Consider the following 21,942-nt stretch of genomic DNA (forward strand, 5'->3'; position numbering starts at 1 on the left):
CGACAATTCACAGGCGATGCTGTCGTAAAACGGCAAACCCCGCTTCATGCCTGTTGCTGCAGCGCGCGCGCCACCGCATCCGACCCGCACAGCAGGCGATCGGCGCCGATGGTGCGCGCGGCCTCGGCGTCGCCCGGCGCGCGCACCAGCAGGTTGACCGTCACGCCGCGCGCGCGCCAGGCGGCCAGCAGGCCGGCTTGCGCTGCCGCGGCCAGCGCGGGCGCGGCCGCATCCGGCGCGTAAAAGATGTCGCCGGCATGCACGTCGAGCACCGGCTCGTCCTGCACGGGCCAGCCCAGGCCCAGCAGGCGTCCGGCCGCGTTGCGCCCCTGACGGTAGCGCGGCGGGTCAGCGGTGGTGTCGAGATACACCGGCTCCACGCGCAGGCCGGCGCTGTCCTGCGCCAGCAGTTCGCGCAGCTGGGCCGCCGTCAGCGCATCGAACGCGGCGCCGGGCCGGACGCACTCGCTGACGTCGACCAGCAGCTGGCGCCGCGTGCCGGGCTGGCGCGCCGCTTCGGCGTCGGCCAGCGTGGCGGCCAGGCGCTGCAACGCCGCTTCGTCCTGCGGCGCCGCCCGCGCCAGCGCTGCGCGCCAGGCCGCGTGGCGCGCAGCGGTGTCGGCGCGCGCCTGCGTCAGCGTGTCCAGGTACTGGCGCGCGCACTTGGCCGGGCGGAACGACGCGTCGAGCAGCGCCACCGCGTGTTGGCCCAACAACCGGCGCCGTTCCGGATCGCGCCGCAGTTGTTCCAGCGCCGCCGTCAGCTCGGCCACCGCGAACGCGTCCGCCAGGCGCCACACCGCGTCGTCGGGGAACTCGGCCATCGAGCCGTTGGCGTTGACGATCGTGGCCAGGCCGTAGTTCATGCAGTCGAGCACCGCGCCCGAGCTTTCGCCCTGGGCATTGGTGCGCAGCTGGACGCCGACGTCGGCCGCCTGCAGGTACTGGCGATAGGTGTCGTCGTCGGTCCAGCCGGCGATGCGGATGTTGGCGTTCGGACTGGCGCGGCGGATCAGCGCCTCGACTTCCATGCCGTACGGGCTGTCGTGGTTGGCGCCGACCAGCACCAGCGCGCAATCGCGCTCGCGGTGCAGGTTCGAATCGGTCCAGGCCTGCAGCAGTTCGTGGGTCAGTTTATGCGGCGCGACGAAGCCGAAGCTGCACACCAAAAAGCAATCAGGTGCGATGCCGAGCGCCGCGCGCGCTGCGGCGCGGTCCAGCGTCTCGGGGGGCGTGCGCGGGTGCGGGATCACGTCGATGCGGCCGGTTGCGCCCGGCCCGTACCAGTCGGCCGCCAGCCGGCGCGCATGCTGCGAGTGGACGATGGTGCGGGTCGCGCCTTCGAGCACCGGCAGGCTGGCCGGCCAGTCCTTGTGCACCTGCCCCCGGCCGCTGGCGGCGGCCGCTTCGCTGGCGCGCACTGCCAGGTAGCCGTGCGAGTGGAACAGCGCTTCGCGCCACGCGTGCGGCGCGGCGCCGCTCATCTGCGCGTGCACCAGCGCGCCGCCGAGGAAGAAGTCGTGCAGCACCACCACGCCCGGATGGCGCGCCATTAACGCGAACATGTGGCTGTGCAGCGGGCTGTTGCCGAGCTGGTAGAGCACCTGGTCGTAGCCGGCGCCATGTTCGTCGAACCAGGCCGCGCTGCGCAGCGGCAGGTGGGCCAGGCTGGGGGGCATGCGCACCTCGTCCTGGGCCGCGACCAGCTCGATGTCGGCATGCGCCGTCAGCTCCATCAGCAGTTCGGTGGAGTAGGTGGCGATGCCGCTGCGCTGCGGCGGCAGCGGTGCGACGAAGGCCAGGCGCGGTTTGCCGTCGGCGCGGGGCTCTGCACGGTCCAGCGTGCGCAGGGCGCGCAGGATGGCGTTGGCGCGCGGCGACAGTGCGGCGACGTGGTCGGCCCCGGCCCGGGCGGCGGCCGGCGCGGCGCTGCCGGACGCCATCACCATCCGGTAGGCGCGTTGGTACAGCGTCGGGAAGCGCTTGAGGATGCGCAGCGCCAGCTGGCGTACGCGCGGACTGCGCAGCACGGGACGCGCCGCCAACAGCAGCGGCCGGGCCAGCGCGCGCAGCGGCGACGCGGCGCGCGGCGCGGCCGGGGCGGGGGCTGGTGCGCCATCCGGCTGCGCCGGCGGCAACATGACCATGTGCACATGCGGCGCGCGCGCTGACCCGTCCGGGAGGTTGGCCGGCGCGCTCAGGACGGCAAGCAGCAATTGGTGAGACGGACGGGTAGGCATGCGCAACAGGTCGGTTGAATACGGTGAGCGGCATTATAAGACCCTGCGCCAGCCCGGCGGTTTCAAGGGCCGGGAAACCGGCGCGCAGCCCGCCTCCGGGGCACGTTTGCATCGTGTCCAAGTCGCGTAATGACGACAGTGCCAATCTCCGCCGGCGCGCCTGCCGAGGTAAAATATCGGGATGACTTCCCCGACCTTCACCCACCTGCGCGTCCACTCCGAATACTCCATCGTCGACGGCCTGGTCCGCATCGACGACCTGGTCAAGGCGGCGGTCAAGGACAACCAGCCGGCGCTGGCCGTGACCGACCTGGCCAATACCTTCTGCCTGGTGCGCTTCTATAAAGCGGCGCGCGGCAAGGGCGTCAAGCCGATCGTCGGGGTCGATGCCTGGATCACCAACGACGACAACCGCGACAAGCCGCACCGCCTGCTGATCCTGGCCAAGAACCACACCGGCTACCTGCAGCTGTGCGACCTGCTGGCGCGCGCCTGGCTCACCAACCAGTACAAAGGCCGCGCCGAGCTGCGCGTCGAGTGGCTCGAAGCGCTGGCCACATCAAGGTCGACCCTGCACCCGGACGAACCGCAGGACAACGCCCTGATCGTGCTGTCGGGCGCCCACTTCGGCGACGTCGGCCAGGCGATCGAGAACGGCGACCTGCCGAAAGCCGAGGCCAACGCCGAGCGCTGGGCGCGCATCTTCCCGGGCCACTTCTACATCGAGATCCAGCGCGCCGGCCAGCCGAACCAGGAGCAGCAGGTGCGCCACTCGGTGGCGCTGGCCGGCCGCCTCGGGCTGCCGGTGGTGGCCACGCACCCGGTGCAGTTCCTGGAAAAGCACGAATTCATCGCCCACGAAGCGCGCGTCTGTATCGCCGAAGGCGAGATGCTGGCCAACGCCAAGCGCGTGCGCCGCTTCAACGAGAACATGTGCTTCAAGTCGCAGGCCGAGATGGCGGAGCTGTTCAAGGACCTGCCGGGCGCGCTTGCCAACTCGGTCGAAATCGCCAAGCGCTGCAACGTCACCCTGACGCTCGGTAAACCGCAGCTGCCGAACTTCCCGACCCCGGGCATGACCATCGACGAGTTCCTGGTCGCCGAAACCAAGAAGGGCCTGGAAGAGCGCCTGCTGCAGCTGTTCCCGGACCCGGCCAAGCGCGAAGCCGAGCGCCCGCGCTACGAGGCACGGCTGGAATTCGAGAACAACACCATCATCAAGATGAAGTTCCCGGGCTACTTCCTGATCGTGGCGGAGTTTATCCAGTGGGGCAAGAACAACGGCGTGCCGATCGGCCCGGGCCGCGGCTCGGGCGCCGGCTCGCTGGTCGCGTACGCGCTGAAGATCACCGACCTCGATCCGCTGAAATACAACCTGCTGTTCGAGCGTTTCCTGAATCCGGAACGCGTCTCGATGCCCGACTTCGACATCGACTTCTGCCAGGAAAAGCGAGAACTCGTCATCCAGCACGTGAAGGACCTGTACGGCCGCGACGCGGTGTCGCAGATCGCCACCTTCGGCACCATGGCGGCCAAGGGCGCGATCCGCGACGTCGGCCGCGTGCTCGATTTCGGCTACAACTTCTGCGACGGCATCTCCAAGCTGATCCCGTTCAAGCCGGGCAAGCCGGTGTCGATCGCCGAGGCGATCGAGGAAGAACCGCTGCTCAAGGAACGCCTCGAGAACGAGGAAGAAGTGAAACAGCTGCTGGACCTGGCGCAGCAGGTCGAGGGCATCACGCGCGGCATCGGCATGCACGCCGGCGGCGTCTTGATCGCGCCGGGTAAACTCACCGACTTCTGCCCGCTGTACACCCAGGGCGGCGACGCCGGCGTGGTGTCGCAGTACGACAAGGACGACGTGGAGGCCGTGGGCCTGGTCAAGTTCGACTTTTTGGGCCTGACCACGCTGACCATCCTCGACCGCGCCGTCAACTACATCCGCGCGCTCGACCCGCAGGACGCCGGCTTCAACCTGGAGACGCTGCCGCTGGACGACCGCGCGTCGTACAAGCTGCTGTCCGAGGCCAAGACGGTCGCGATCTTCCAGCTGGAATCGCGCGGCATGCAGGGCATGCTCAAGGACGCGCGCCCCGACCGCTTCGAGGACATCATTGCGCTGGTGGCCTTGTACCGCCCGGGCCCGATGGACCTGATTCCCGACTTCTGCAAGCGCAAGCACGGCGAGAAGTTCGACTATCCCGATCCGCGCACCGAGTCGATCCTGTCCGAGACCTACGGCATCATGGTCTACCAGGAGCAGGTGATGCAGATGGCGCAGATCGTGGGCGGCTACTCGCTGGGTGGCGCCGACATGCTGCGCCGCGCGATGGGCAAGAAGAAGGCCGAAGAGATGGCCGAGCACCGCGAGATCTTCCGCGCCGGCGCCGCCAAGGACGGCCTGTCGACCGAGAAGGCCGACGAGATCTTCGACCTGATGGAAAAGTTCGCGGGCTACGGCTTCAACAAGTCGCACGCGGCCGCCTACGCGCTGCTGTCGTACCACACCGCCTACCTGAAGGTGCACCATACCGCCGCGTTCATGGCAGCCAACATGTCGCTGGCGATGGAAGACACCGAGAAGATCAAGATCCTGGTCGAGGATGCGAAAGAAGTCTGCAAGCTCACGATTCTGCCGCCGGACGTCAACGAATCGCAGTTCCGCTTCACCCCGGAAGGCGAGCCGCGCTCGAAGACCGGCAAGCAGGTGAGCCAGATCCGCTACGGCCTGGGTGGCGTGAAGGGCGCGGGGCAGGGCGCGATCGAGGCCATCATCGCGGCGCGGCTTGACGGCGGCAAGTTCAAGGACCTGTTCGACTTCTGCAAGCGCGTCGACCGCAAGCAGATCAACCGCCGCACCATCGAGAGCCTGATCCGCGCCGGCGCCATGGACTGCTTCGGCGTCGACCGCGCGATTCTGCTGGCCTCGGTCGCGTTCGCGATGGAAGCGGCCGGCCAGGCCGCCGCCGCCGCCAACCAGGTCAGCCTGTTCGGCGGCGACGATTCGGACCTGGTGGCGCCGCCCGAGTACGTCAAGGCGACCCCGTGGACCGACCGCCAGAAGCTGTCGGAAGAGAAGATCGCGCTCGGCTACTACCTGTCGGGCCACATGTTCGATTCGTACGCGGGCGAGGTGCGGCGCTTCGCCAAGACCAAACTGAAGGACCTGGAACCGTCGCGCGACCCGCGCATGCTGTGCGGCGTGATCACCGGCGTGCGCACCCAGATGACCCAGCGCGGCAAGATCCTGATCGTGGCGCTGGACGACAAGACCGGCGTGGTCGAGGTGACGATCTATAGCGAGGTGGCCGAGGCCAACAAGCACGCGCTCAAGGAAGACGAATTCCTGCTGGTGGTCGGCAAGGTGTCGGAAGACCGCTTCAACGGCGGCCTGCGCATCACCGCCGAGAAGGTGTTCGACATCGCCGCTTCGCGCATCCAGTATGGCCACAAGCTGGAGATGGACCTCGCCACCACGGTGAGCCCGGCGAAGATCGCCGAGGTGCTGCAGCCGCACCGCCTGCAGGACGGCATGCCGGTCAGCCTGCGCCTGGAGAAGAACGGCATCCCGTTCATCATGCAGCTGGGCGACGACTGGCGGGTGGCGCCGTCGGACACGCTCAAGCAGGCGCTCGAGCTGACGCTGGGGGCGAAGGACGTGGCGGTCGAGTACTGATCGTCCTCATCGCACCGGCCGTCATGGCGCCGATGCCGGCGCGGCGGTCGGGCGTACCCGGACCGAGGACGAGATCGTGTGCCACAGGTCGAGCAGCGCTGGTTCGCCCAGGAAGCTGGGGGCCGGCTTGCGGCGGCCGTCGCGGCGATGGCCGGTCGATATTTCGAGGTGCATCTGCGGTTGCATCACGTCCTGCGGGTCGGCCAGGCGCTCCCAGTCGAAGAAATAGACGTGGGTGTGGCCGGCGCCGCCTTTTACCTGGATGACTTCTTCGCCTTGCACGCCATTGATGGCGCGCGCGCCCAGGCGTATTCGCCGCGTCAACGCCTTTCGCCACAGCGGCATCTCGTCATAGACGCGCTGGTGGCGGGCCAGGCGTCCCGGGTCGCCGTTCGTGTTGATCAGTCCAGCCCGGGTGTAGAACGATAGCGCCAGATCCGGATGCTCCGGGAAGCCTGCGTAGACGCCGACGCCTTCGGTCCAGTCGGCGGGAATCGGGTCGATGAACATGGCGGGGCCGAGGCAGAAGCCGGGCGTGGTGGGGAGGGTGCCGGGTTCGATCAGGCGCAAGCGGGCGATGACTTCGTGGATGCCATGCACCTGGTCCGGGTCGTAGCCATCGGTGATGATGTTGAAGCTGATGCCTTGGGAGTGAACATACGCTTCAGCTGCCACATTGGAATAATCCACCCGGAGCGGTCCCTCGAAATAGTAGCCGAACTTTCGGCCAAATATGAACGTCTTTCCGGTAAATCCATTGGTATCGACTGTCGAGACTTTTTCCATACTTGCGAGCCCGGATGTGTTTTGTTCCGCGTTGATCTGTGCCTCGCGCTGCGCCACGCGTGCATGAAACGCTGACTCCGACTCGCGCCGGTTGGAAATCCAGAAACCATTCAGGAATACACTGCGATAAGTGACTTTCATCTTGTCCGGCAGGTCGATGACATAACGGCCGACACAGACTGGACGCATCGGGTCGGTCAGGCGTGCGACTTTGAAACGATCCATCACATTGTTTCCCCAAGCGTAGACAATAGACAGGCCCAATACCAAGGCCACGATGCCGACAAAACGCGTGCCGCTTTCATTTTTTTGGTTCATGCCGTTCCAGCTCCTGGACGATCTTGACGATGCAATAGCGCGTGAGTAGCAGCGCATCGCGTTCACGGAAGCTGTCTTGATGCCGGTGCCCTCGCACCGCGAATAATTGCTTGATCTTGCCTGCCGGAGCCGCGCCGGACTGATGCGACACTGTGTCGTCGCCACTCGCATCCTGGGGCGCTACTGAGAAACTCAGGATGTGCATGCCATCGACTTCCACCGTCCGTGTGCCGTCAGCATCGTGCACGAGATATCCCGCACGTTGAATGCCGTGCGATGTAAGTGAAACTGATGTCGAGGTCTGATGGACCCGGGCAGACCAATGGATATGGCTATAAGCCGGTCGCTCTTGGTCATGCCCATAATAAGCAAAAGTCGTTGGATGATAATAATCGCCGAGCCAGCGATGAAAGTGCTCGGCAGTCAAAAGGGCATCATTGACAACGGCGCGAGCATCTTTTTTCTTTGACTCGTAAAGCCTTGCGGGATCGACCAATGCCGGATTGATGAGCCGATACCACGATTTCATGTCTCGATAAAAATCGTAGGGATTCGGCGCGGCTTCGCCTGGAAACTGGAGATATTCGGTCAATATTTCCTTTGACCCGGAACGATGTTTTACGCCGATATGCAGCCACGGCCGCGGATAAAGATGATTCGGCAACAGTTCAAGTGCACCCACCGATGCAGCCAGCACCGGCGTCGTTTCCTCTGTCGTGCGGCCGCTGATATCGGCGAACTTGCCGGCCCGGTAGTTATCGAGCATTCCATTCGCCGGGTTGTCGCACTCGGTTCCGCACGCCAGGCGCCGATAAGCCAGCGGCGCTCCCAGCGCAGGCATCATGCCGTGCACTACGCCGGCGATCTTGTCGGGGATACGCTTGGCGCAGGCGCGCGCGACCAGCCCGCCCATCGAATGCGTCACCAGGATGACCTTGCTGCACTGGTGCTTGCGCGCCTGCCACCAGGCGATGATGGTTTCTATCCGCCGCTGCAGCAGCTGCGCCGATTCGCCGCACGATCGCAGCCAGTTGTAGCCGAAACAATAAATCGGATACTGGTAGCGCGCGAACCGTTCCAGTTCCGCTTCGGTCAGCGGCGCGACCGAGCGCACGCCCCAGCGCGCCAGCGTGTCGCCCTGCATCGCCAGCATCACGTCTTTCCAGTAGCTGCGCACGTGGCGTTTTCCCAGTGCGTCGTGGCGGAACGTCAGGTCGAGGTGGCTTTGCAGCTCATATAACAAATGACCGTAAGCGCCGTTGAACAGTTGTCCCCAGCCGCGCTCGCGCATGTCGTCCGGATGCAGCCGGCAAGCGTCGATATCGAGTTCGCCGCCATCGTCCACTTCTACCAGGTCGGGGTGAAGGATCATCTGGCGCACCGCAGGACTGCGTTCTTTCCAGAGGTCCGCGTAATGCCAGGAGTCGTAGTCGCCGTTTGGCGGACGCCAGGCGGCCTCGCCCGGCTCGAGCGGATGGTTTTCAGGCAGCGCGACATCGCGCCGCACGCGCAGGTTGGTCCCCATCATTCCCGGAACAAACATCACCGGAATGACCCGCCGGGATCCGACGTACACGGCGCCTCGTATCCTGAAGGCGACCGGCGTGGCGACCGAATGGGTCGTCAGTGATCCGTCCAGGTTGGGCCTCGGGTCGCGCAAGGGGCGGGTGGGTTCTGGCATGGCGGCTCAAAACAGCGAAAACGCAATGCTCACATGATCCGGCGCGTCCGTTCCTGATCCGCCATGTTCGCTTGCCAAGCCGTGCTTGAGCCCCAGCAAGCAGGCTTGTTTTCGCGCGCCCGGCAGCACGCCGGTCTTGCCGCAGCCGTCGCTGCGGCGCCCTGTCGCAGGCGGGCCACACCGTCCAACACGGAATGCCGGCCACGGTTTCTGATCACCTCGACAACATTCTCACAAAATGTTGCGTCCAAGCCTTGATGGGCTTGCAAGAGGTGCGCACGATTGAAAATCGTATTTGACTAGAACTGTCGAGCAAGAAATACTTGTTCATTAGCGTTTTATTCAAAACATTTTCTCTTCGGCAATCCCCCTCATCAGCAATGGCAACCGTTTCCGACATCACCACTACCCCGTTATCGGGCCTGAACCATATCGACGCCCTGTTGGACAAGGGGCCGGATTGGAATTACCTGACCAATCCCTATGGGAACGTCCTGTATTACACCTTTTCGACGGCGTCGGGTAACGAGGAGAGAGTGACGGGCCAAGAGATGTTTTCGTTTTCCCAGCAGGCGGCGACGCGCACCGCGTTCGACTACCTGAAGCAGGTCACCGGCATCGTTTTCCAGGAAACCACGAATGGCACGGCGGCCCAGATTCACCTGGCGAACATCGATATCGAGGGCTACAACACGGTCGGCCTGGCGAGCTGGCGCGCCAACTACGGCAGCTACGGCAACAACCTGAGCAGCTATAGCGCGAACGCCTATGTCTATCTGGACAATGTCGAGTTCCGTGCACTCACCCAAGATCTGACGCCGGGACGCAGCGGCTACGAGACGCTGCTGCACGAGCTGGGCCACGCGCTGGGCCTGAAGCATCCGTTTTACGAGGCAAATGGCGAAACGCAAATCACGCTGGACCGCAACGAGGATCACACCGGCAACACCCTGATGTCGTACACCCACAAAGGCGGCCCTTACAGTACCTACAGCCCGTACGACATCGCGGCGCTGAACTGGCTGTACGGCGGCGACGGCCTGCGTGGCGAGCTTGGCATCAACAGCAACACCGGAGGGCGTTACTTCACCGGCACCAGCGGGGATGACGAACTGATCGGCACCGAATTCAACGATACTTTACAAGGCAATGGAGGAAAAGACATGATCGACGGAGGAGCGGGCCGGGACACGGCCGTATTCAACGGGGTGCGCAGCGCATATGCCATCAACAACCTGGCCGACGGCGCCCTGGCGGTATCGAATGCAGTGCAAGGCACGACCACCCTGCGCAATATCGACGTGCTGCAATTCGCCGACATGAGCGTGGAGCGCGCGAATGTGGTCGACACCACTGCGCCGGCGCCGGCCGTGGTGGGAATGACGCTGAACGCCAACGATTACGTGAGCGGCAACGTGCCGACGATTTACGGCTCCGCGGAACTGAATTCGACGGTCCAGGTGTTCGTCGACGGCCGCATCGTGGCCACCGTGAAGACCGACGCCAACGGCATGTGGAACGCCAAGATGCCTGCCGCGCTGAAAGACGGCATGGGCTACAGTGCCAGTGCGCTGGTCATTGACGAGGCCGGCAACGTCTCGGCGGCCAGCAATGTCGTGAAATTCAATATCGACTCGATCGCGCCGTCGGCGCCCACGGTCCGCGTCTCGCTGAGCGAAGGCGGCAACATGCCGGTGTTCTACGGCACTGGCGAAGCCGGCACCAGGATCGAACTGTACCGCGACGGCGACTTCATCCAGATCGGCACTGCGCAAGTGCGCGCCGACGGTACCTGGCAGCTCAATTCGAAACCGCTGCCCGACGGCGCCTACACGGTCTATGCCGCGTCGGTGGATGCGGCCGGCAATGCCACCAGCGGCGTGCGCGAGATCCAGCTGACGGTGGACAGCGCCATGGACCGGATCGGCACCGATGGCGCCGACACGTTCAACATGGAAGCGGGCAACCTGGCCATCAGCGGCGGCAAGGGCATCGACATCGCCGTGTTCCAGGGCGAGCGCGCCGACTACGCCATCGCCAAGGATAGCTGGGGCTATGCGATCACCAACAGCGACGGCAGCGTCACCGGCCTGTACGACGTCGAGCGCTTGCAGTTCAGCGATGGCTGGCAGGCGATCGACGAAGGCGCGGCCTCGATCTTCCGCCTGTACCGGGCCGCGCTCGGGCGCGATCCCGAGGCGTTCGGCCTGGGTTACTGGATGGATCGTCTCGACAACGGCACCTCGATGCAGCAGATCGCCCACGAGTTCACCTGGCAGCCGGAATTCGACCAGAAATACGGCGAGAATCCGAGCGACGTGGTGTTCCTCGAGCGCCTGTACCAGAACGTGCTGAACCGCGCGCCGGATGCCGACGGCTTTGCCTACTGGATGACCCGGGTCGACGATTCGAGCCGCGAACAGATCATGCTCGAATTCAGCGACAGCGTGGAAAACAAGGCCCAGGTCCTGGCCAGCACTTCGGACGGCATGGAATTCATTCCATGGGCCGGCGTGCCGCAGGATCAGGCGTCGGTGCAGGTGGTGGGCGTGGCGCAGCCTGTCGCCGCCGATTTCATCGCGGCCTGATCCGCCGTTCCCCGGCGCGGTCTCCTTGACCGCGCCATTCGCTTCGCCTTCCCGGTTTCGCCTCCCGCCTGGGCCACGCGGCGCCAGGCCGTCATCGTCGTGTCCCGGCGGCAGCGCGCCTGCCGTCTGGCCCGGCTCCCGCCTGCGCCATTCGCGCCGCAGCGTCCGGCCCGCGCGGGCCATCGACTATAATCCTGACTTCACGACACGCGGCAAGCGCGGTTGCTCACTCAATGACAGAAACAATAACGACGGAATTGCCCGTGCCCGTGCCCGCGCCCGTGCCTGCACCCGCAATCGGCCGCGCCAACCAGGCCGCGAGCTGGCTGATGCTGCTGTTCCCCGCGGCGGTCCTGACCACCAGCTTTGCCGTGCACCTGACGCTGCTGATCGTGCTGCTGTCGCTGGTCTTCCTGGTGCGGCGCGGCCTGGCGTCGTTCTATGCCGCGCACGCGCGCGAGATCCGCTGGATCGCGCTGGCCTTCGGCGGCTATTTCCTGCTGAGCGTGCTGCGCATGCTGTGGTTCCGCGATTCCGCCGGCACCCTCGACGGGCCGTCGCGGCTGCTGTTCGCGCTCGGCTGCATCGGCTTCGTCGGCTTGCTGCGACCCAGTATCCGCATGTTCTGGATCGGCCTGTGCCTGGGCACCATCGGCGCGGCGCTGATCGGCGGCTACCAGTGGTTCGTGCTGGGCGAGGACCGCGCGGTGGGCGCCACCCACCATGCGATCAGCTTCGGCGACATCGCGGTGGCGATGGGTGTGATGTCGTTCTGCGCGCTCAACGAATTGCGCAACACGCGCCTGGCCTGGCTGCCGCTGGTGGGACTCTTGTGCGGTGCGCTGGCCTCGCTGTTCTCCGGCTCGCGCGGCGCCTGGCTTGGCCTGCTGGTGGCGCTGTGGCCGATGCTGAAATACGGCAGCCACATGCACGGCAAGACGATCCGGGTCACGGTCGGCCTGGTGCTGGCGGCCTGCGTCGGCGCCTACCTGGTGCCGCAGACCGGCGTGGCCGGCAGGATGGCCGACGCCGTGTCCGACATCGAGCGCTATTACAGCCTGAACGACGCCAGCACCAACGTCGGCATCCGCCTCGAACTGTGGAAGGCGTCGGCGATGATGATCGCCGAGCACCCGCTGGTTGGCGTCGGCCGCGACGAATTCCACGACGAACTGCAGGCGCTCGAGCGCGAAGGGCGGCTCCAGAAGTCGCTGGCGCTGATCTACAGCACCCCGCACAACGACGTGCTCAACACGCTGGCCACCGGCGGCCTGCTCGACCTGAGCTTCCTGCTGCTGATCTACGGCGCGCCGTTCGCGTTCTTCATGCGCACCCTGCGCCACGGCCCGCCGGCGGCGGCCGCCCCGGCGCTGGCCGGGCTGCTGCTGGTGATCTGCTTCATCGTGTTCGGCCTGACCGACGTGATGTTCTGGCTGATGCTGACCAAGGCCTTCTATGCCACCACGATCTGCATCCTGACCGGCTTCTGCCTGGCGGCGAAGACGCCGGCGGCGGCCACCTCCATTTCTTCGCACGAACGCCATGCGACCACCTGACCGCATCCTGATCTGCCGTACCGACAATATCGGCGACGTCGTCCTGACGCTGCCGCTGGCCGGCTACCTGAAGACGCGCTTCCCGCAGGCGCGCATCGACCTGCTGTGCCGCGCCTACGTGGCGCCGGCGATGCGCCATTCGCGCTTCCTCGACCGCGTGATCACGATCGAGGAAGCAGGCGAGCCGGAAGCGTTTTTCGCAGCCAGCGGCTACGACGCCGTGATCTTCGCCTTCCCCAACCGCGCACTGGCCAAGGCGGCGAAACGCGCGCGCGTGCCCGAGCGGGTCGGCACCAGCCACCGCCTGTACCACTGGCTCACCTGCAACCGGCTGGCCCATTTCAGCCGCGTCAAGTCGAACCTGCACGAGGCGCAGCTGAACTTCTTGCTGCTCAAACCCCTGGGCATCGGGCACGTGCCGCAGCTGGACGAGATGCCGGCCCTGTACGGCCTCGAAGCCCCGCGCCGGCCGGCGGTCGACGCGCTGCTGCAGGACGGGCGGCGCCACATCATCCTGCATCCGAAGTCGAACGGCAGCGGGCGTGAGTGGCCACTTGCGCATTTCACCGCGCTGGCGCGCGAACTGCAGGCCGATCCGGAGATTCGCCTGTTCGTCACCGGCAGTGCGGCCGAAGGCAGCTTGATCGCGCAGCAGGCGCCGGACTTGCTCTCGCTGCCGAACGTGGAGAACGTGTGCGGCAAGCTCGATCTGGACGGGCTGCTGGCCCTGATCGGCGCCTGCGACGGCCTGGTGGCGAGCAGCACCGGGCCGCTGCACTTGTCGGCCGCAGTGGGCACTCGCACCCTCGGCCTGTTCCCGCCGATCAAACCGCTGGATCCGGGCCGCTGGGGCCCGCTCGGCACGCGCGCCGAAGTGCTGTGCGCCAGCCGGGAATGCGCCGGCTGCAAGGATGCGGCGACCTGCACCTGCATGGCGTCGATCACGCCGCAACAAGTCGCCGCGCGCCTGCGCGCGTGGGCGCGGAACTGAACCAACGAAGGCAAGAACGTGGAAACCAACGTCATCGTCAAACGCCTGCTGGCGATCATCAAACCGTACCAGTCGCGCGCCTGGATGGCGCTGCTGGCGATGGCGCTCACCGCCGCCACCCAGCCGCTGCTGGGCAAGGCGCTGCAGCTGCTGCTGGATAAAGGTTTCGAGGAGCAGGTCGACTTCAGCCTGTGGTGGATCCCGCTGATCCTGGTTTCGATCTTCATCCTACGCGGCATCGGCACCTTCGCCACCGCCTATTTCAACAACTGGGTGCTGTCGCGCGTATTGAACGACCTGCGCGCCATGGCCTTCGAGCGCGTGCTGCGCCTGCCGGTGGCGCGCTACCAGGATGAATCGACGGGCAAGATCATCAACACCGTGGTCAACGACGTGCGCCAGGTGGTGGACATGATCCAGTCGGTGTTCGTGGCCTGCGTGCGCGACGTGCTGGTGGTGATCGGCCTGCTGGGCACCTTGCTGTACCTGAACTGGAAGCTGACCCTGGTCGCGATCATCGTGGTGCCGCTCACCGCCGTGATCGTGCGCACGACCACCAAGCGCCTGCGCAACCTGAACCGCGAAAGCCAGCGCGTCACCGCCGAGATGACCGGCGTGGTGGAAGAAGCCGCGCGCGGCCACCAGGTGATCCGCGTGTTCTCGGGCGAAGCGTATGAACGCCAGCGCTTCCACCAGCGCAGCGAAGCGCTGCGCGGCTTTTCGCAGCGCATGACGGTGGCCTTCGCCGCCACCACGCCGGTGACCCAGATCGCCACCTCGCTGGCGCTTTCCCTGGTGATCGTGCTGGCGATCCAGGCCGACATGACGGTCGGCGAATTCACCCAGTTCGTGACCATGATGCTGATGCTGCTCACGCCCCTGAAGTCGCTGGCCGAGGTGAACGGCCCGATGCAGCGCGGGATCGCCGCCGCCGAAACCGTGTTCGGCCTGACCGACGCCGAGCCGGAACGCGACACCGGCACCCGCGACCTGGGCCGCGCGCGCGGCCACCTGGTGCTCGAGAACGTGACCTTCCGCTATCCGAATGCGGCGTCGACCGCGCTCGACAACGTCTCGCTCGACGTGCAGCCGGGGCAGACGGTGGCGCTGGTGGGGGTGTCGGGCGGCGGCAAGTCGACGTTCGTGAACCTGGTGACGCGCTTCTACGATCCGGAAGCCGGGCGGCTGCTGCTCGACGGCGTGCCATATCACGACATCGCCTTGGCCAGCCTGCGCGGCCAGCTGGCGATGGTGAGCCAGAACGTGGTGCTGTTCGACGACACGCTGGCGGCGAACATCGCCTACGGCATGGAAAAGATCGACTACGAACGCCTGGGCGCGGCGATCAAGGCCGCGCACCTGATGGACGTCGTGGCGCGCCTGCCGGACGGCATCGACACCCGCATCGGCGAGAACGGCTCGCGCCTGTCGGGCGGCCAGCGCCAGCGCGTGGCGATCGCGCGCGCGATCTACAAGGACGCGCCGCTCTTGATCCTGGACGAAGCCACGTCGGCGCTGGACAACGAGAGCGAGCGCGCGGTGCAGGCGGCGCTGGACACCCTGATGGCGGGGCGCACCACGATCGTGATCGCGCACCGCCTGTCGACCATCGAACGGGCCGACCGCATCGTGGTGATGGAGGCGGGGCAGGTGATGGAACAGGGGACGCATGACGAGCTGCTGGAGCGGGGCGGGATGTATGCGAACCTGTACCGCCTGCAGTTCGCGGCCGAGAGCAAATAACGCTGCGCTCCACGCGCTCCATGCGCTCCATGCGCTTCGTCGTCCGCCCCTTGCACCTGCAACTTATGCACGTCATTCCCGCGAAGGCGGGAATCCAAGTTGTTCACCGCACCGCCAGCGCAAATCGTAGCGGCTGAACGACGAACTTGGATCCCCGCCTTCGCGGGGATGACGTTCATCAGCCAACGAAGATTTTCCCAGCCGACGGCCGGCACGCAAGCAAAAAAGCCGCGCAGCTTGATGGCATGCGCGGCAATCACAGACAATCTTCCTGCAACAATCAGCTGGCGTAATGCGCCGCTTCTCCCGGCTGCTCGCTCCCTGCCTCGTTGGCTTGTTCCTGCACCGCCAGCACGTAGCGCTTGAGCGCATCGTCCAGCGGCGGCAGCAGCATCGCCCGTTCGCTGCCCAGCGCGCTGTACGCCGGCCGCTGCGCCGTGTAGCCGAACGATTCGGCAGACACTTCCTCCAGCCGCTCGCTCGACACCCCGGCCGCCGCGCAGGCGCGGCGCGCCAGCTCGGCCCAGCTCACCGCGTCGGCATTGGCCAGGTGCCAGATGCCGCGCTCGCGGTCGATCAGAAGGTCGAGCGAGACGTTGACCAGGTCCGGCACGTAGGTCGGCGACACCATCACGTCGCCCGCGGCCTGGAACGGCTGGCCGATGTCGAGCGTGTTCAGCGCCTGGGTCACGAAGTTGTGCTGGTCCCACGGCCCGAAGAAGGAACTGGTGCGGATCACCAGCGCCTGCGGGTCGGCTTCCAGCACGCGCTGCTCGGCTTCGAGCTTGCTGCGGCCGTAGGCGCCGAGCGGATTGACCGGGTCCGATTCCAGGTACGGCGTGTCCTTGGCGCCGTCGAACACCAGGTCGGTCGAGAAGGTCATGAAGCGCAGCGCGTGGCGGATGCAGGCCAGCGCCAGCACGGTCGGCCCCAGCGTGTTCTCGCGCATGCAGCGCTCTTCGTCACCCTCGGCCTCGTCCACCCGCACGTAGCCGCCGGCATTGATGATGGCCCACGGCTTGAAGCGCACGATCGCCGCTTCCACCGAGGCCGGGTCGGTGATGTCCATCTCCTGGCGCGTCAGCACGTGGCAGGCCAGGTTGCGCTTTTCGCAGATGCGCTTGAAGGCCGAACCCAGGGTGCCGCTGGCGCCGCTGATCAGGATCGGCTGCACGTGGGTCGACTTGAACTGGCTGCGCACGGCGAGGTCGGCCACCGCAGTGCGGGTCGCCACCGGTTTGCACAGGAAGCGTCCCGGACGGCGCCACCAGCCTTCGCCCTGCAGCACCGGGTTGCTGAGCGGGCGCTTGCTGGCCAGCTCGCGCATCAGGGTCGCCACCGCGGTCGGGCGCGGCGCATTGCCCAACACTGCGCCACGAACGTCGAACGGCCCAGGTTCGTAATAGCCGCGGCATTCGGTCACCAGGCAGTTCCAGTCGAACGAGCCAAGCAGCGCCCAGACGGTGACGGCGCGCACGTCGGCGCCCTGCTGGCGCGCCTTGAGCGCCGCGTTCCAGATCTCGACCAGCCAGCGCAGCTGGTCTTCGCGGTTGGCGTCGATGTGGGCTTCGGTGATCGCGATCGGCAGGCCGTAGCGTTCCCAGGTCTCGACCAGCAGCGGCGCGATGCCCGGGGTCGGCGTGGCTAGCGCGCGCGGCGCCTCGATGTCGGCGTGCTGCACGCCGCGGTACACGTGGCGGCGCGATTCCGGATAGCGCTCCGGCCGATGATCGAGCCAGCGTTCGCTGGTGACGTAGTAGTTCACGCCCATCACGTCGGGCGGGCAGGGGTTGTCGCAGAACCAGCGCAGTTCGTCCTCGGTGGCGCCGGATTCGCGCAGGTAGTTCCACAGCTTGTGTTCATCGTCGACCATCCCGCACAGCAGATCCCAGGCCAGCCAGCGGCGCTCGTTGAAGAAGCCGCTGATCTCTTCCATCTCGGGCGTGCCGTAGGTCTTCGACAGGTCGTCGGTCTGGACCAGTTTGGCGTCCGGGTTGACCGCCCGGATAGCGCGCATCGACAGCACGGTCGCCTTGCACTGGGTGAGCAGGGCGCGGATGAAGGTGGCTTCGCTGTCGCCGTGCGGATACCAGACCCCGTTCAGGCCCGAGAAGCGCGCCGTGGTGCAGATCTCGTTGACCGGGGTGTAGTACTCGACCCAGGGATAACGGGCCGCCACCGCGCCGGCGTACTCGGCCAGCAGTTCGGGGAATTGTTCGTCGACCAGGCTGGTGTGGCGCGGGCCGCTGCCGTGGTGGACCAGGCCGACGATCGGGTTGACCCCGAGTGCGCGCAGGGCGGGCAGGCGTTCGTCGGACCACGACCAGTCGGCCTTGTCGACGCCATCGGGGGCGGTGCGCTCCCAGAGCACCGGATAGCGGATCGCCTGGATGCCGAGCGAGGCGAAGCGTTCGATGTCCTGCAGGCGCTCGGCGTGGCCGTTGCGGTCCATCTGGCTGAAGTAATTGTCGCGTACCCGGTTGACGGTGCATTCGAGTCCGCCCCAGAGTGCGAGGTCGGATGCTGGATTCGGCGAGTTGGCCGATTGGGAGTCTTGACGGATATTCATGAGGCTGTACCTGCGTTATGAACACAGGTGCAGCCTAATGGCCTGCTGCGGCTGCTTATGTGAAGTGGGCCACATAAAACTGGTTTTTCGGACAAGTCCTACTTACTGTGGATATTCCGGGTCCTTCTGGTACTCAACCGGCTTTAACTGCATTTATCTGCTCCGAACCGCTGCATGTGCGCCAAACCGGCGGCAAAGCGGCGACAATCGTCGCCATCGTGAACCGAACCATAGTGGGAGAAAGCAATGTATATGGTGTACTGGACCGAGCTGGATGACGAGGGCGGCGCCGCGCCGCACGCGCAGCAGTTCGACACCTCCGCGATGGTGGAGGCGATGGGCTTCATGGAAGCGCTGCGCAAGCGCCAGCGCGGCGGCGAGGGCGTGCGCTTCGTGACCATGTGTTCGGAGCATCCGGACGTGGTCGGCCATCCCGGCGTCGACGTCACCGGGCCTGATTACAACTGGAAGAAGCGGCGCCGCTGAGCAGGCGCTTCAGGGGAACGCGCCATCCAACCCCAAGCGTGGCACAATTAACAATATGAACCCGTGTGACGTCTCTCCCGCAGCAGCGCACGCCGCCCCTTACCGGCCGCGCATGTCGGCCGCGCACGCCAGGCTGACCCAGGAGGTGCTGGCGGTCGACGAGCGTGGGCGCCATTCGACGATCGCGATCCCGGCCGAGCGTCCGCTCACGGTGTACGTCGACAAGCGCGAGATCGTCACCCTGATGACGCTGGGCGGCGCGCCGGAGGCGCTGACCCTGGGCTACCTGCGCAACCAGCGCCTGGTGCGCAGACTGGAAGACGTGGTCTCGATCCAGGTCGACTGGTCGGTCGACGCGGTGGCGGTGACCACGCGCCACGGCATCCAGGACGTCGAGGAACGCACCGCGAAGAAGGTGGTCACCACCGGCTGCGGCCAGGGTTCGGTGTTCGGCGGCCTGATGGACGAGGTGGACCAGATCGCGCTGCCGCTTGATGCGCGCCTGAAGCAGTCGACCGTGTACGCCATCGTCGACATTATCCGCAGCCAGCAGTCGGTGTACAAGCAGGCCGGCTCGGTGCACGGCTGCGCGCTGTTCGGACACGACGGCCGGCTGCTGTATTTCGTCGAAGACGTCGGGCGCCACAACGCGGTCGACGCCATCGCGGGCCTGATGTGGCTCGACGGCCTGGATGGCGCCGACAAGGTGTTCTATACCACCGGGCGCCTGACCTCGGAGATGGTGATCAAGGGCGCGCAGATGGGCATTCCCTTCCTGCTGTCGCGCTCGGGCACCACCCAGATGGGGCAGCAGGTGGCGACGCAGGTCGGCATGTCGCTGCTGGCGCGCTGCAGCGGGCGCCACTTCTTGCTGCTGGCCGGGCACGAGCGCATGGTGTTCGAGCCGCACCTGCCGCAGCTGCAGGACCTGGCGCCGCTGCGTCCCACGCCGGCCACGCCTTTACCCGTACCACCCGCCGTCCGTCCGGCCTGATGGGCCTGCTGGACGCTACCGCGCACGCCTTTGCGCTGCTGTTCAGCGGCGACGCGGCCCTGTGGCACATCGTCTGGGTCTCGCTCAAGACCAGCATCCTGGGCCTGCTGTTCGCCACCCCGCCGGCGGTGCTGCTCGGCTACCTGATCGCGATGCACCGCTTTCCGGGGCGCCGGGTCGCGGTCTGGCTGGCCCAGGCCGCATTGTCGCTGCCGACCGTGTTGATCGGTCTGCTCTTGTATCTGCTGCTGTCGCGGCGCGGGCCGATGGGGGGACTCGAATGGCTGTTCTCGCAGCCGGGCATCGTGCTGGGGCAGATGGTGATCGGCCTGCCGGTGCTGCTGGCGTTCACGCTGGCGGCGGTGCAGGCGCTCGATCCGCGCTACGCCGAGACCGCGCTGGCGCACGGCGCCTCGCGCTGGCGCGTGATGACCACCGTGCTGCACGAAGCGCGCTACGGCGTGATGGCGGCCGTGATCAGCGGCTTCGGGCGCGTGATCTCGGAAGTCGGCTGCGCCCTGATGGTGGGCGGGAACATCGAAGGCCAGACCCGCACCATCACCACCGCCATCGCGCTCGAGACCAGCAAGGGCGAGTTCGCGCAGGGGATCGCGCTGGGCATCGTGCTGGTGTCGATCGCGCTGCTGATGAACGGCGCGCTGGTGCTGCTGCAGGGCGAGGCGCACAGCCCCGGAGCGCGCCTGTGAATGCCATGATGTCGTCCACCTTGCTGTCGGTGCGCGCGCTGCGCAAGGCGTACGGCGAGCGCCACTTGTTCGACATCGAGCGCCTCGACATCGAGGCCGGCGGCGCCTACGTGCTCACCGGCGCCAACGGCACCGGCAAAAGCACGCTGCTGCGCATGCTGGGCGGGCTGGAACGCTGCGACGGCTGCCGGGTCGAACTCGAAGGGCGCGCCATGCCGCTGTACCCGTATCCGGCTGCATTGCGGCGCGCGGTGGTCTACGTGCACCAGCATCCGATCATGTTTTCCACCAGCGTCGGCCACAACATCGCCTATGGCCTGCTGGCGCGCGGCGTCAGCGGCCATGACGCGCGGCCGCTGGTGGAAGAAGCGATGGACTGGGCCGGCGTGGCCCACCTGCGCCACAGCGACCCGGCGCGCCTGTCGGGCGGCGAGAAGCAGCGCGTGGCGCTGGCGCGCGCGCGCGTGCTGCAACCGCGCCTGTTGCTGCTGGACGAACCGACGGCCAACCTCGATGGCGCCGCGCGCGAACAGGTCATCAAGCTGATTCCGACGCTGCTGGAACAGGGCCGCAGCGTGGTGATGGCCTGCCACGACCGCGACCTGATCGGCCTGCCGGGCGTGCGCCGCTTCAAGCTGCGCGACGGCCGGCTCGAGACACGGTAAGCGTTACGACAACCACGTTTCATCACAAGGAGAACAACCATGCAACGCCGTCCACTGCTAGCCATCCTGCTGTCCGCCATGTCCAGCGTATTGATTGCGCCGCTGGCCTGCGCCCAGTCCGCAGCGCAGACCATTCGCCTGTCGACCACCACCAGCACCGAGAACTCGGGCCTGCTCAAGGTCCTGCTGCCGGCGTTCGAGGCCAGGACCAACAGCAAGGTGAGCGTGATCTCGGTCGGCACCGGCAAGGCGCTCGAACTGGGCAAGAACGGCGACGTCGACGTGACCCTGGTGCACGCGCGCGAGCTGGAGGACAAGTTCGTCGCCGAGGGTTGGGGCATTGACCGCCGCGACGTGATGTACAACGACTTCATCGTGGTCGGACCAGGCAGCGACCCCGCGAAAATCAAGGGCTCGAAGGACGTGATCGAGGCCTTCAAGCGCATCGCCGGCGCCAACGTGCGCTTCATCTCGCGCGGCGACAATTCGGGCACCGACGTGATGGAGAAGGGTTACTGGACCCAGGCCGGGACCAAACCGCAGGGCGCGAACTACGTGTCGGCGGGCCTCGGCATGGGAGAAGTGCTGAACATGGCCTCCGAAATGCGCGCCTACACGCTGACCGACCGCGCCACCTACGGCGCCTACAAAGCCAAGACCGGGCTGGCGATCGTGGTCGAAGGGGACAAGCGCATGTACAACCCGTACGGCATCATCGCGGTCAATCCGGCCAGGCACCCGGGCGTGAACTACAAGGGCGCGAAGCAGCTGATCGAGTGGATCACCTCGGCCGAGGGCCAGGCGAAGATCGCGTCGTTCAAACCGGCCGGCGAGCAGCTGTTCTTCCCGTCGGCGCGTTAAACACTGCCTGGCCCCGCGGTGTCAGTGCCGACAAGTGGACACGAGCTGAACAGTAACTGATGTCCAGCCCGCGCCGCCTTG

The 21,942-nt window shown here is 66.3% G+C and carries 14 protein-coding genes; 10 read left to right on the plus strand and 4 right to left on the minus strand.

The genetic code is table 11. The annotated features are described in order from the left end of the window. Nucleotides 1–44 precede the first annotated feature (44 nt). The gene (locus QPK27_RS00425) at nucleotides 45–2,147 is read right to left on the minus strand and encodes a glycosyltransferase family 4 protein (protein ID WP_290416224.1); all 2,103 of its coding nucleotides are present in this window, start codon (nucleotides 2,145–2,147) and stop codon (nucleotides 45–47) included. A 274-nt stretch (nucleotides 2,148–2,421) separates the two neighbouring features. On the opposite strand from QPK27_RS00425, the gene dnaE reads away from it, so the two are divergent. After that, nucleotides 2,422–5,916, plus strand: a complete 3,495-nt coding sequence (dnaE, locus tag QPK27_RS00430) for a DNA polymerase III subunit alpha (protein ID WP_290416225.1) — start codon at nucleotides 2,422–2,424, stop codon at nucleotides 5,914–5,916. A 21-nt stretch (nucleotides 5,917–5,937) separates the two neighbouring features. On the opposite strand, the gene QPK27_RS00435 is transcribed toward dnaE, so the two are convergent. Both QPK27_RS00435 and QPK27_RS00440 read right to left on the minus strand, forming a co-directional pair. Continuing rightward, complete coding sequence (locus QPK27_RS00435; RefSeq protein WP_290416226.1) at nucleotides 5,938–7,020, minus strand: T6SS immunity protein Tli4 family protein; 1,083 nt, start codon at nucleotides 7,018–7,020, stop codon at nucleotides 5,938–5,940. After that, nucleotides 7,004–8,701 (minus strand): triacylglycerol lipase, encoded by a 1,698-nt coding sequence (locus QPK27_RS00440; RefSeq protein WP_290416227.1) that lies wholly within the window; start codon nucleotides 8,699–8,701, stop codon nucleotides 7,004–7,006. The genes QPK27_RS00435 and QPK27_RS00440 overlap by 17 nt, the downstream gene beginning before the upstream one ends. Before the next feature lie 380 nt (nucleotides 8,702–9,081). On the opposite strand from QPK27_RS00440, the gene QPK27_RS00445 reads away from it, so the two are divergent. From QPK27_RS00445 to msbA, 4 genes are all read left to right on the plus strand, one after another. Further along, complete coding sequence (locus tag QPK27_RS00445; protein ID WP_290416228.1) at nucleotides 9,082–11,289, plus strand: DUF4214 domain-containing protein; 2,208 nt, start codon at nucleotides 9,082–9,084, stop codon at nucleotides 11,287–11,289. Nucleotides 11,290–11,570: 281 nt separating this feature from the next. Next, nucleotides 11,571–12,845, plus strand: a complete 1,275-nt coding sequence (locus tag QPK27_RS25395) for an O-antigen ligase family protein (RefSeq protein ID WP_290416229.1) — start codon at nucleotides 11,571–11,573, stop codon at nucleotides 12,843–12,845. After that, entirely contained in the window at nucleotides 12,832–13,836 is a 1,005-nt protein-coding gene (locus QPK27_RS00455) for a glycosyltransferase family 9 protein (protein ID WP_290416230.1), read from the plus strand. Before QPK27_RS25395 ends, QPK27_RS00455 begins: the two co-directional genes overlap by 14 nt. Nucleotides 13,837–13,854: 18 nt before the next feature. Then, nucleotides 13,855–15,579, plus strand: a complete 1,725-nt coding sequence (msbA, locus tag QPK27_RS00460) for a lipid A export permease/ATP-binding protein MsbA (RefSeq protein WP_290416231.1) — start codon at nucleotides 13,855–13,857, stop codon at nucleotides 15,577–15,579. Nucleotides 15,580–15,859: 280 nt separating this feature from the next. Here the strand turns inward: msbA and QPK27_RS00465 are convergent, their stop codons facing one another. Further along, the gene (locus tag QPK27_RS00465; protein ID WP_290416232.1) at nucleotides 15,860–18,148 is read right to left on the minus strand and encodes a family 1 glycosylhydrolase; all 2,289 of its coding nucleotides are present in this window, start codon (nucleotides 18,146–18,148) and stop codon (nucleotides 15,860–15,862) included. 246 nt (nucleotides 18,149–18,394) lie between these two features. On the opposite strand from QPK27_RS00465, the gene QPK27_RS00470 reads away from it, so the two are divergent. Genes QPK27_RS00470 through QPK27_RS00490 form a run of 5 tightly spaced genes read left to right on the plus strand, consistent with a single transcriptional unit; the run spans nucleotide 18,395 to nucleotide 21,861 of the window. Next, the gene (locus QPK27_RS00470; RefSeq protein WP_290416233.1) at nucleotides 18,395–18,634 is read left to right on the plus strand and encodes a hypothetical protein; all 240 of its coding nucleotides are present in this window, start codon (nucleotides 18,395–18,397) and stop codon (nucleotides 18,632–18,634) included. 55 nt (nucleotides 18,635–18,689) lie between these two features. Beyond that, entirely contained in the window at nucleotides 18,690–19,628 is a 939-nt protein-coding gene (locus QPK27_RS00475; RefSeq protein WP_374046989.1) for a formate dehydrogenase accessory sulfurtransferase FdhD, read from the plus strand. After that, entirely contained in the window at nucleotides 19,628–20,335 is a 708-nt protein-coding gene (locus QPK27_RS00480) for an ABC transporter permease (RefSeq protein WP_290416234.1), read from the plus strand. The genes QPK27_RS00475 and QPK27_RS00480 overlap by 1 nt, the downstream gene beginning before the upstream one ends. A 5-nt stretch (nucleotides 20,336–20,340) precedes the next feature. Next, on the plus strand, nucleotides 20,341–21,000 hold the full coding sequence (locus tag QPK27_RS00485; protein ID WP_290416599.1) for an energy-coupling factor ABC transporter ATP-binding protein: 660 nt from the start codon (nucleotides 20,341–20,343) through the stop codon (nucleotides 20,998–21,000). Nucleotides 21,001–21,039: 39 nt separating this feature from the next. Continuing rightward, a complete protein-coding gene (locus QPK27_RS00490; RefSeq protein WP_290416235.1) occupies nucleotides 21,040–21,861 on the plus strand; it encodes a substrate-binding domain-containing protein in 822 nt (273 codons plus the stop codon). Nucleotides 21,862–21,942: the final 81 nt, after the last annotated feature.

Origin of the sequence: Massilia sp. YIM B02443 (assembly GCF_030411955.1) — a bacterium.
In the GTDB taxonomy this organism is placed as follows: domain Bacteria; phylum Pseudomonadota; class Gammaproteobacteria; order Burkholderiales; family Burkholderiaceae_D; genus Telluria.

What these genes read in the sequence shown, in the direction of transcription:
- QPK27_RS00425 (WP_290416224.1), bottom strand. Translation starts at nt 2,147, where the DNA reads ATGGTCATGTTGCCGCCGGCGCAGCCGGATGGCGCACCAGCCCCCGCC.
- dnaE (WP_290416225.1), top strand. Translation starts at nt 2,422, where the DNA reads ATGACTTCCCCGACCTTCACCCACCTGCGCGTCCACTCCGAATACTCC.
- QPK27_RS00435 (WP_290416226.1), bottom strand. Translation starts at nt 7,020, where the DNA reads ATGAACCAAAAAAATGAAAGCGGCACGCGTTTTGTCGGCATCGTGGCC.
- QPK27_RS00440 (WP_290416227.1), bottom strand. Translation starts at nt 8,701, where the DNA reads ATGCCAGAACCCACCCGCCCCTTGCGCGACCCGAGGCCCAACCTGGAC.
- QPK27_RS00445 (WP_290416228.1), top strand. Translation starts at nt 9,082, where the DNA reads ATGGCAACCGTTTCCGACATCACCACTACCCCGTTATCGGGCCTGAAC.
- QPK27_RS00455 (WP_290416230.1), top strand. Translation starts at nt 12,832, where the DNA reads ATGCGACCACCTGACCGCATCCTGATCTGCCGTACCGACAATATCGGC.
- QPK27_RS00465 (WP_290416232.1), bottom strand. Translation starts at nt 18,148, where the DNA reads ATGAATATCCGTCAAGACTCCCAATCGGCCAACTCGCCGAATCCAGCA.
- QPK27_RS00470 (WP_290416233.1), top strand. Translation starts at nt 18,395, where the DNA reads ATGTATATGGTGTACTGGACCGAGCTGGATGACGAGGGCGGCGCCGCG.
- QPK27_RS00475 (WP_374046989.1), top strand. Translation starts at nt 18,690, where the DNA reads ATGAACCCGTGTGACGTCTCTCCCGCAGCAGCGCACGCCGCCCCTTAC.
- QPK27_RS00480 (WP_290416234.1), top strand. Translation starts at nt 19,628, where the DNA reads ATGGGCCTGCTGGACGCTACCGCGCACGCCTTTGCGCTGCTGTTCAGC.
- QPK27_RS00485 (WP_290416599.1), top strand. Translation starts at nt 20,341, where the DNA reads ATGATGTCGTCCACCTTGCTGTCGGTGCGCGCGCTGCGCAAGGCGTAC.
- QPK27_RS00490 (WP_290416235.1), top strand. Translation starts at nt 21,040, where the DNA reads ATGCAACGCCGTCCACTGCTAGCCATCCTGCTGTCCGCCATGTCCAGC.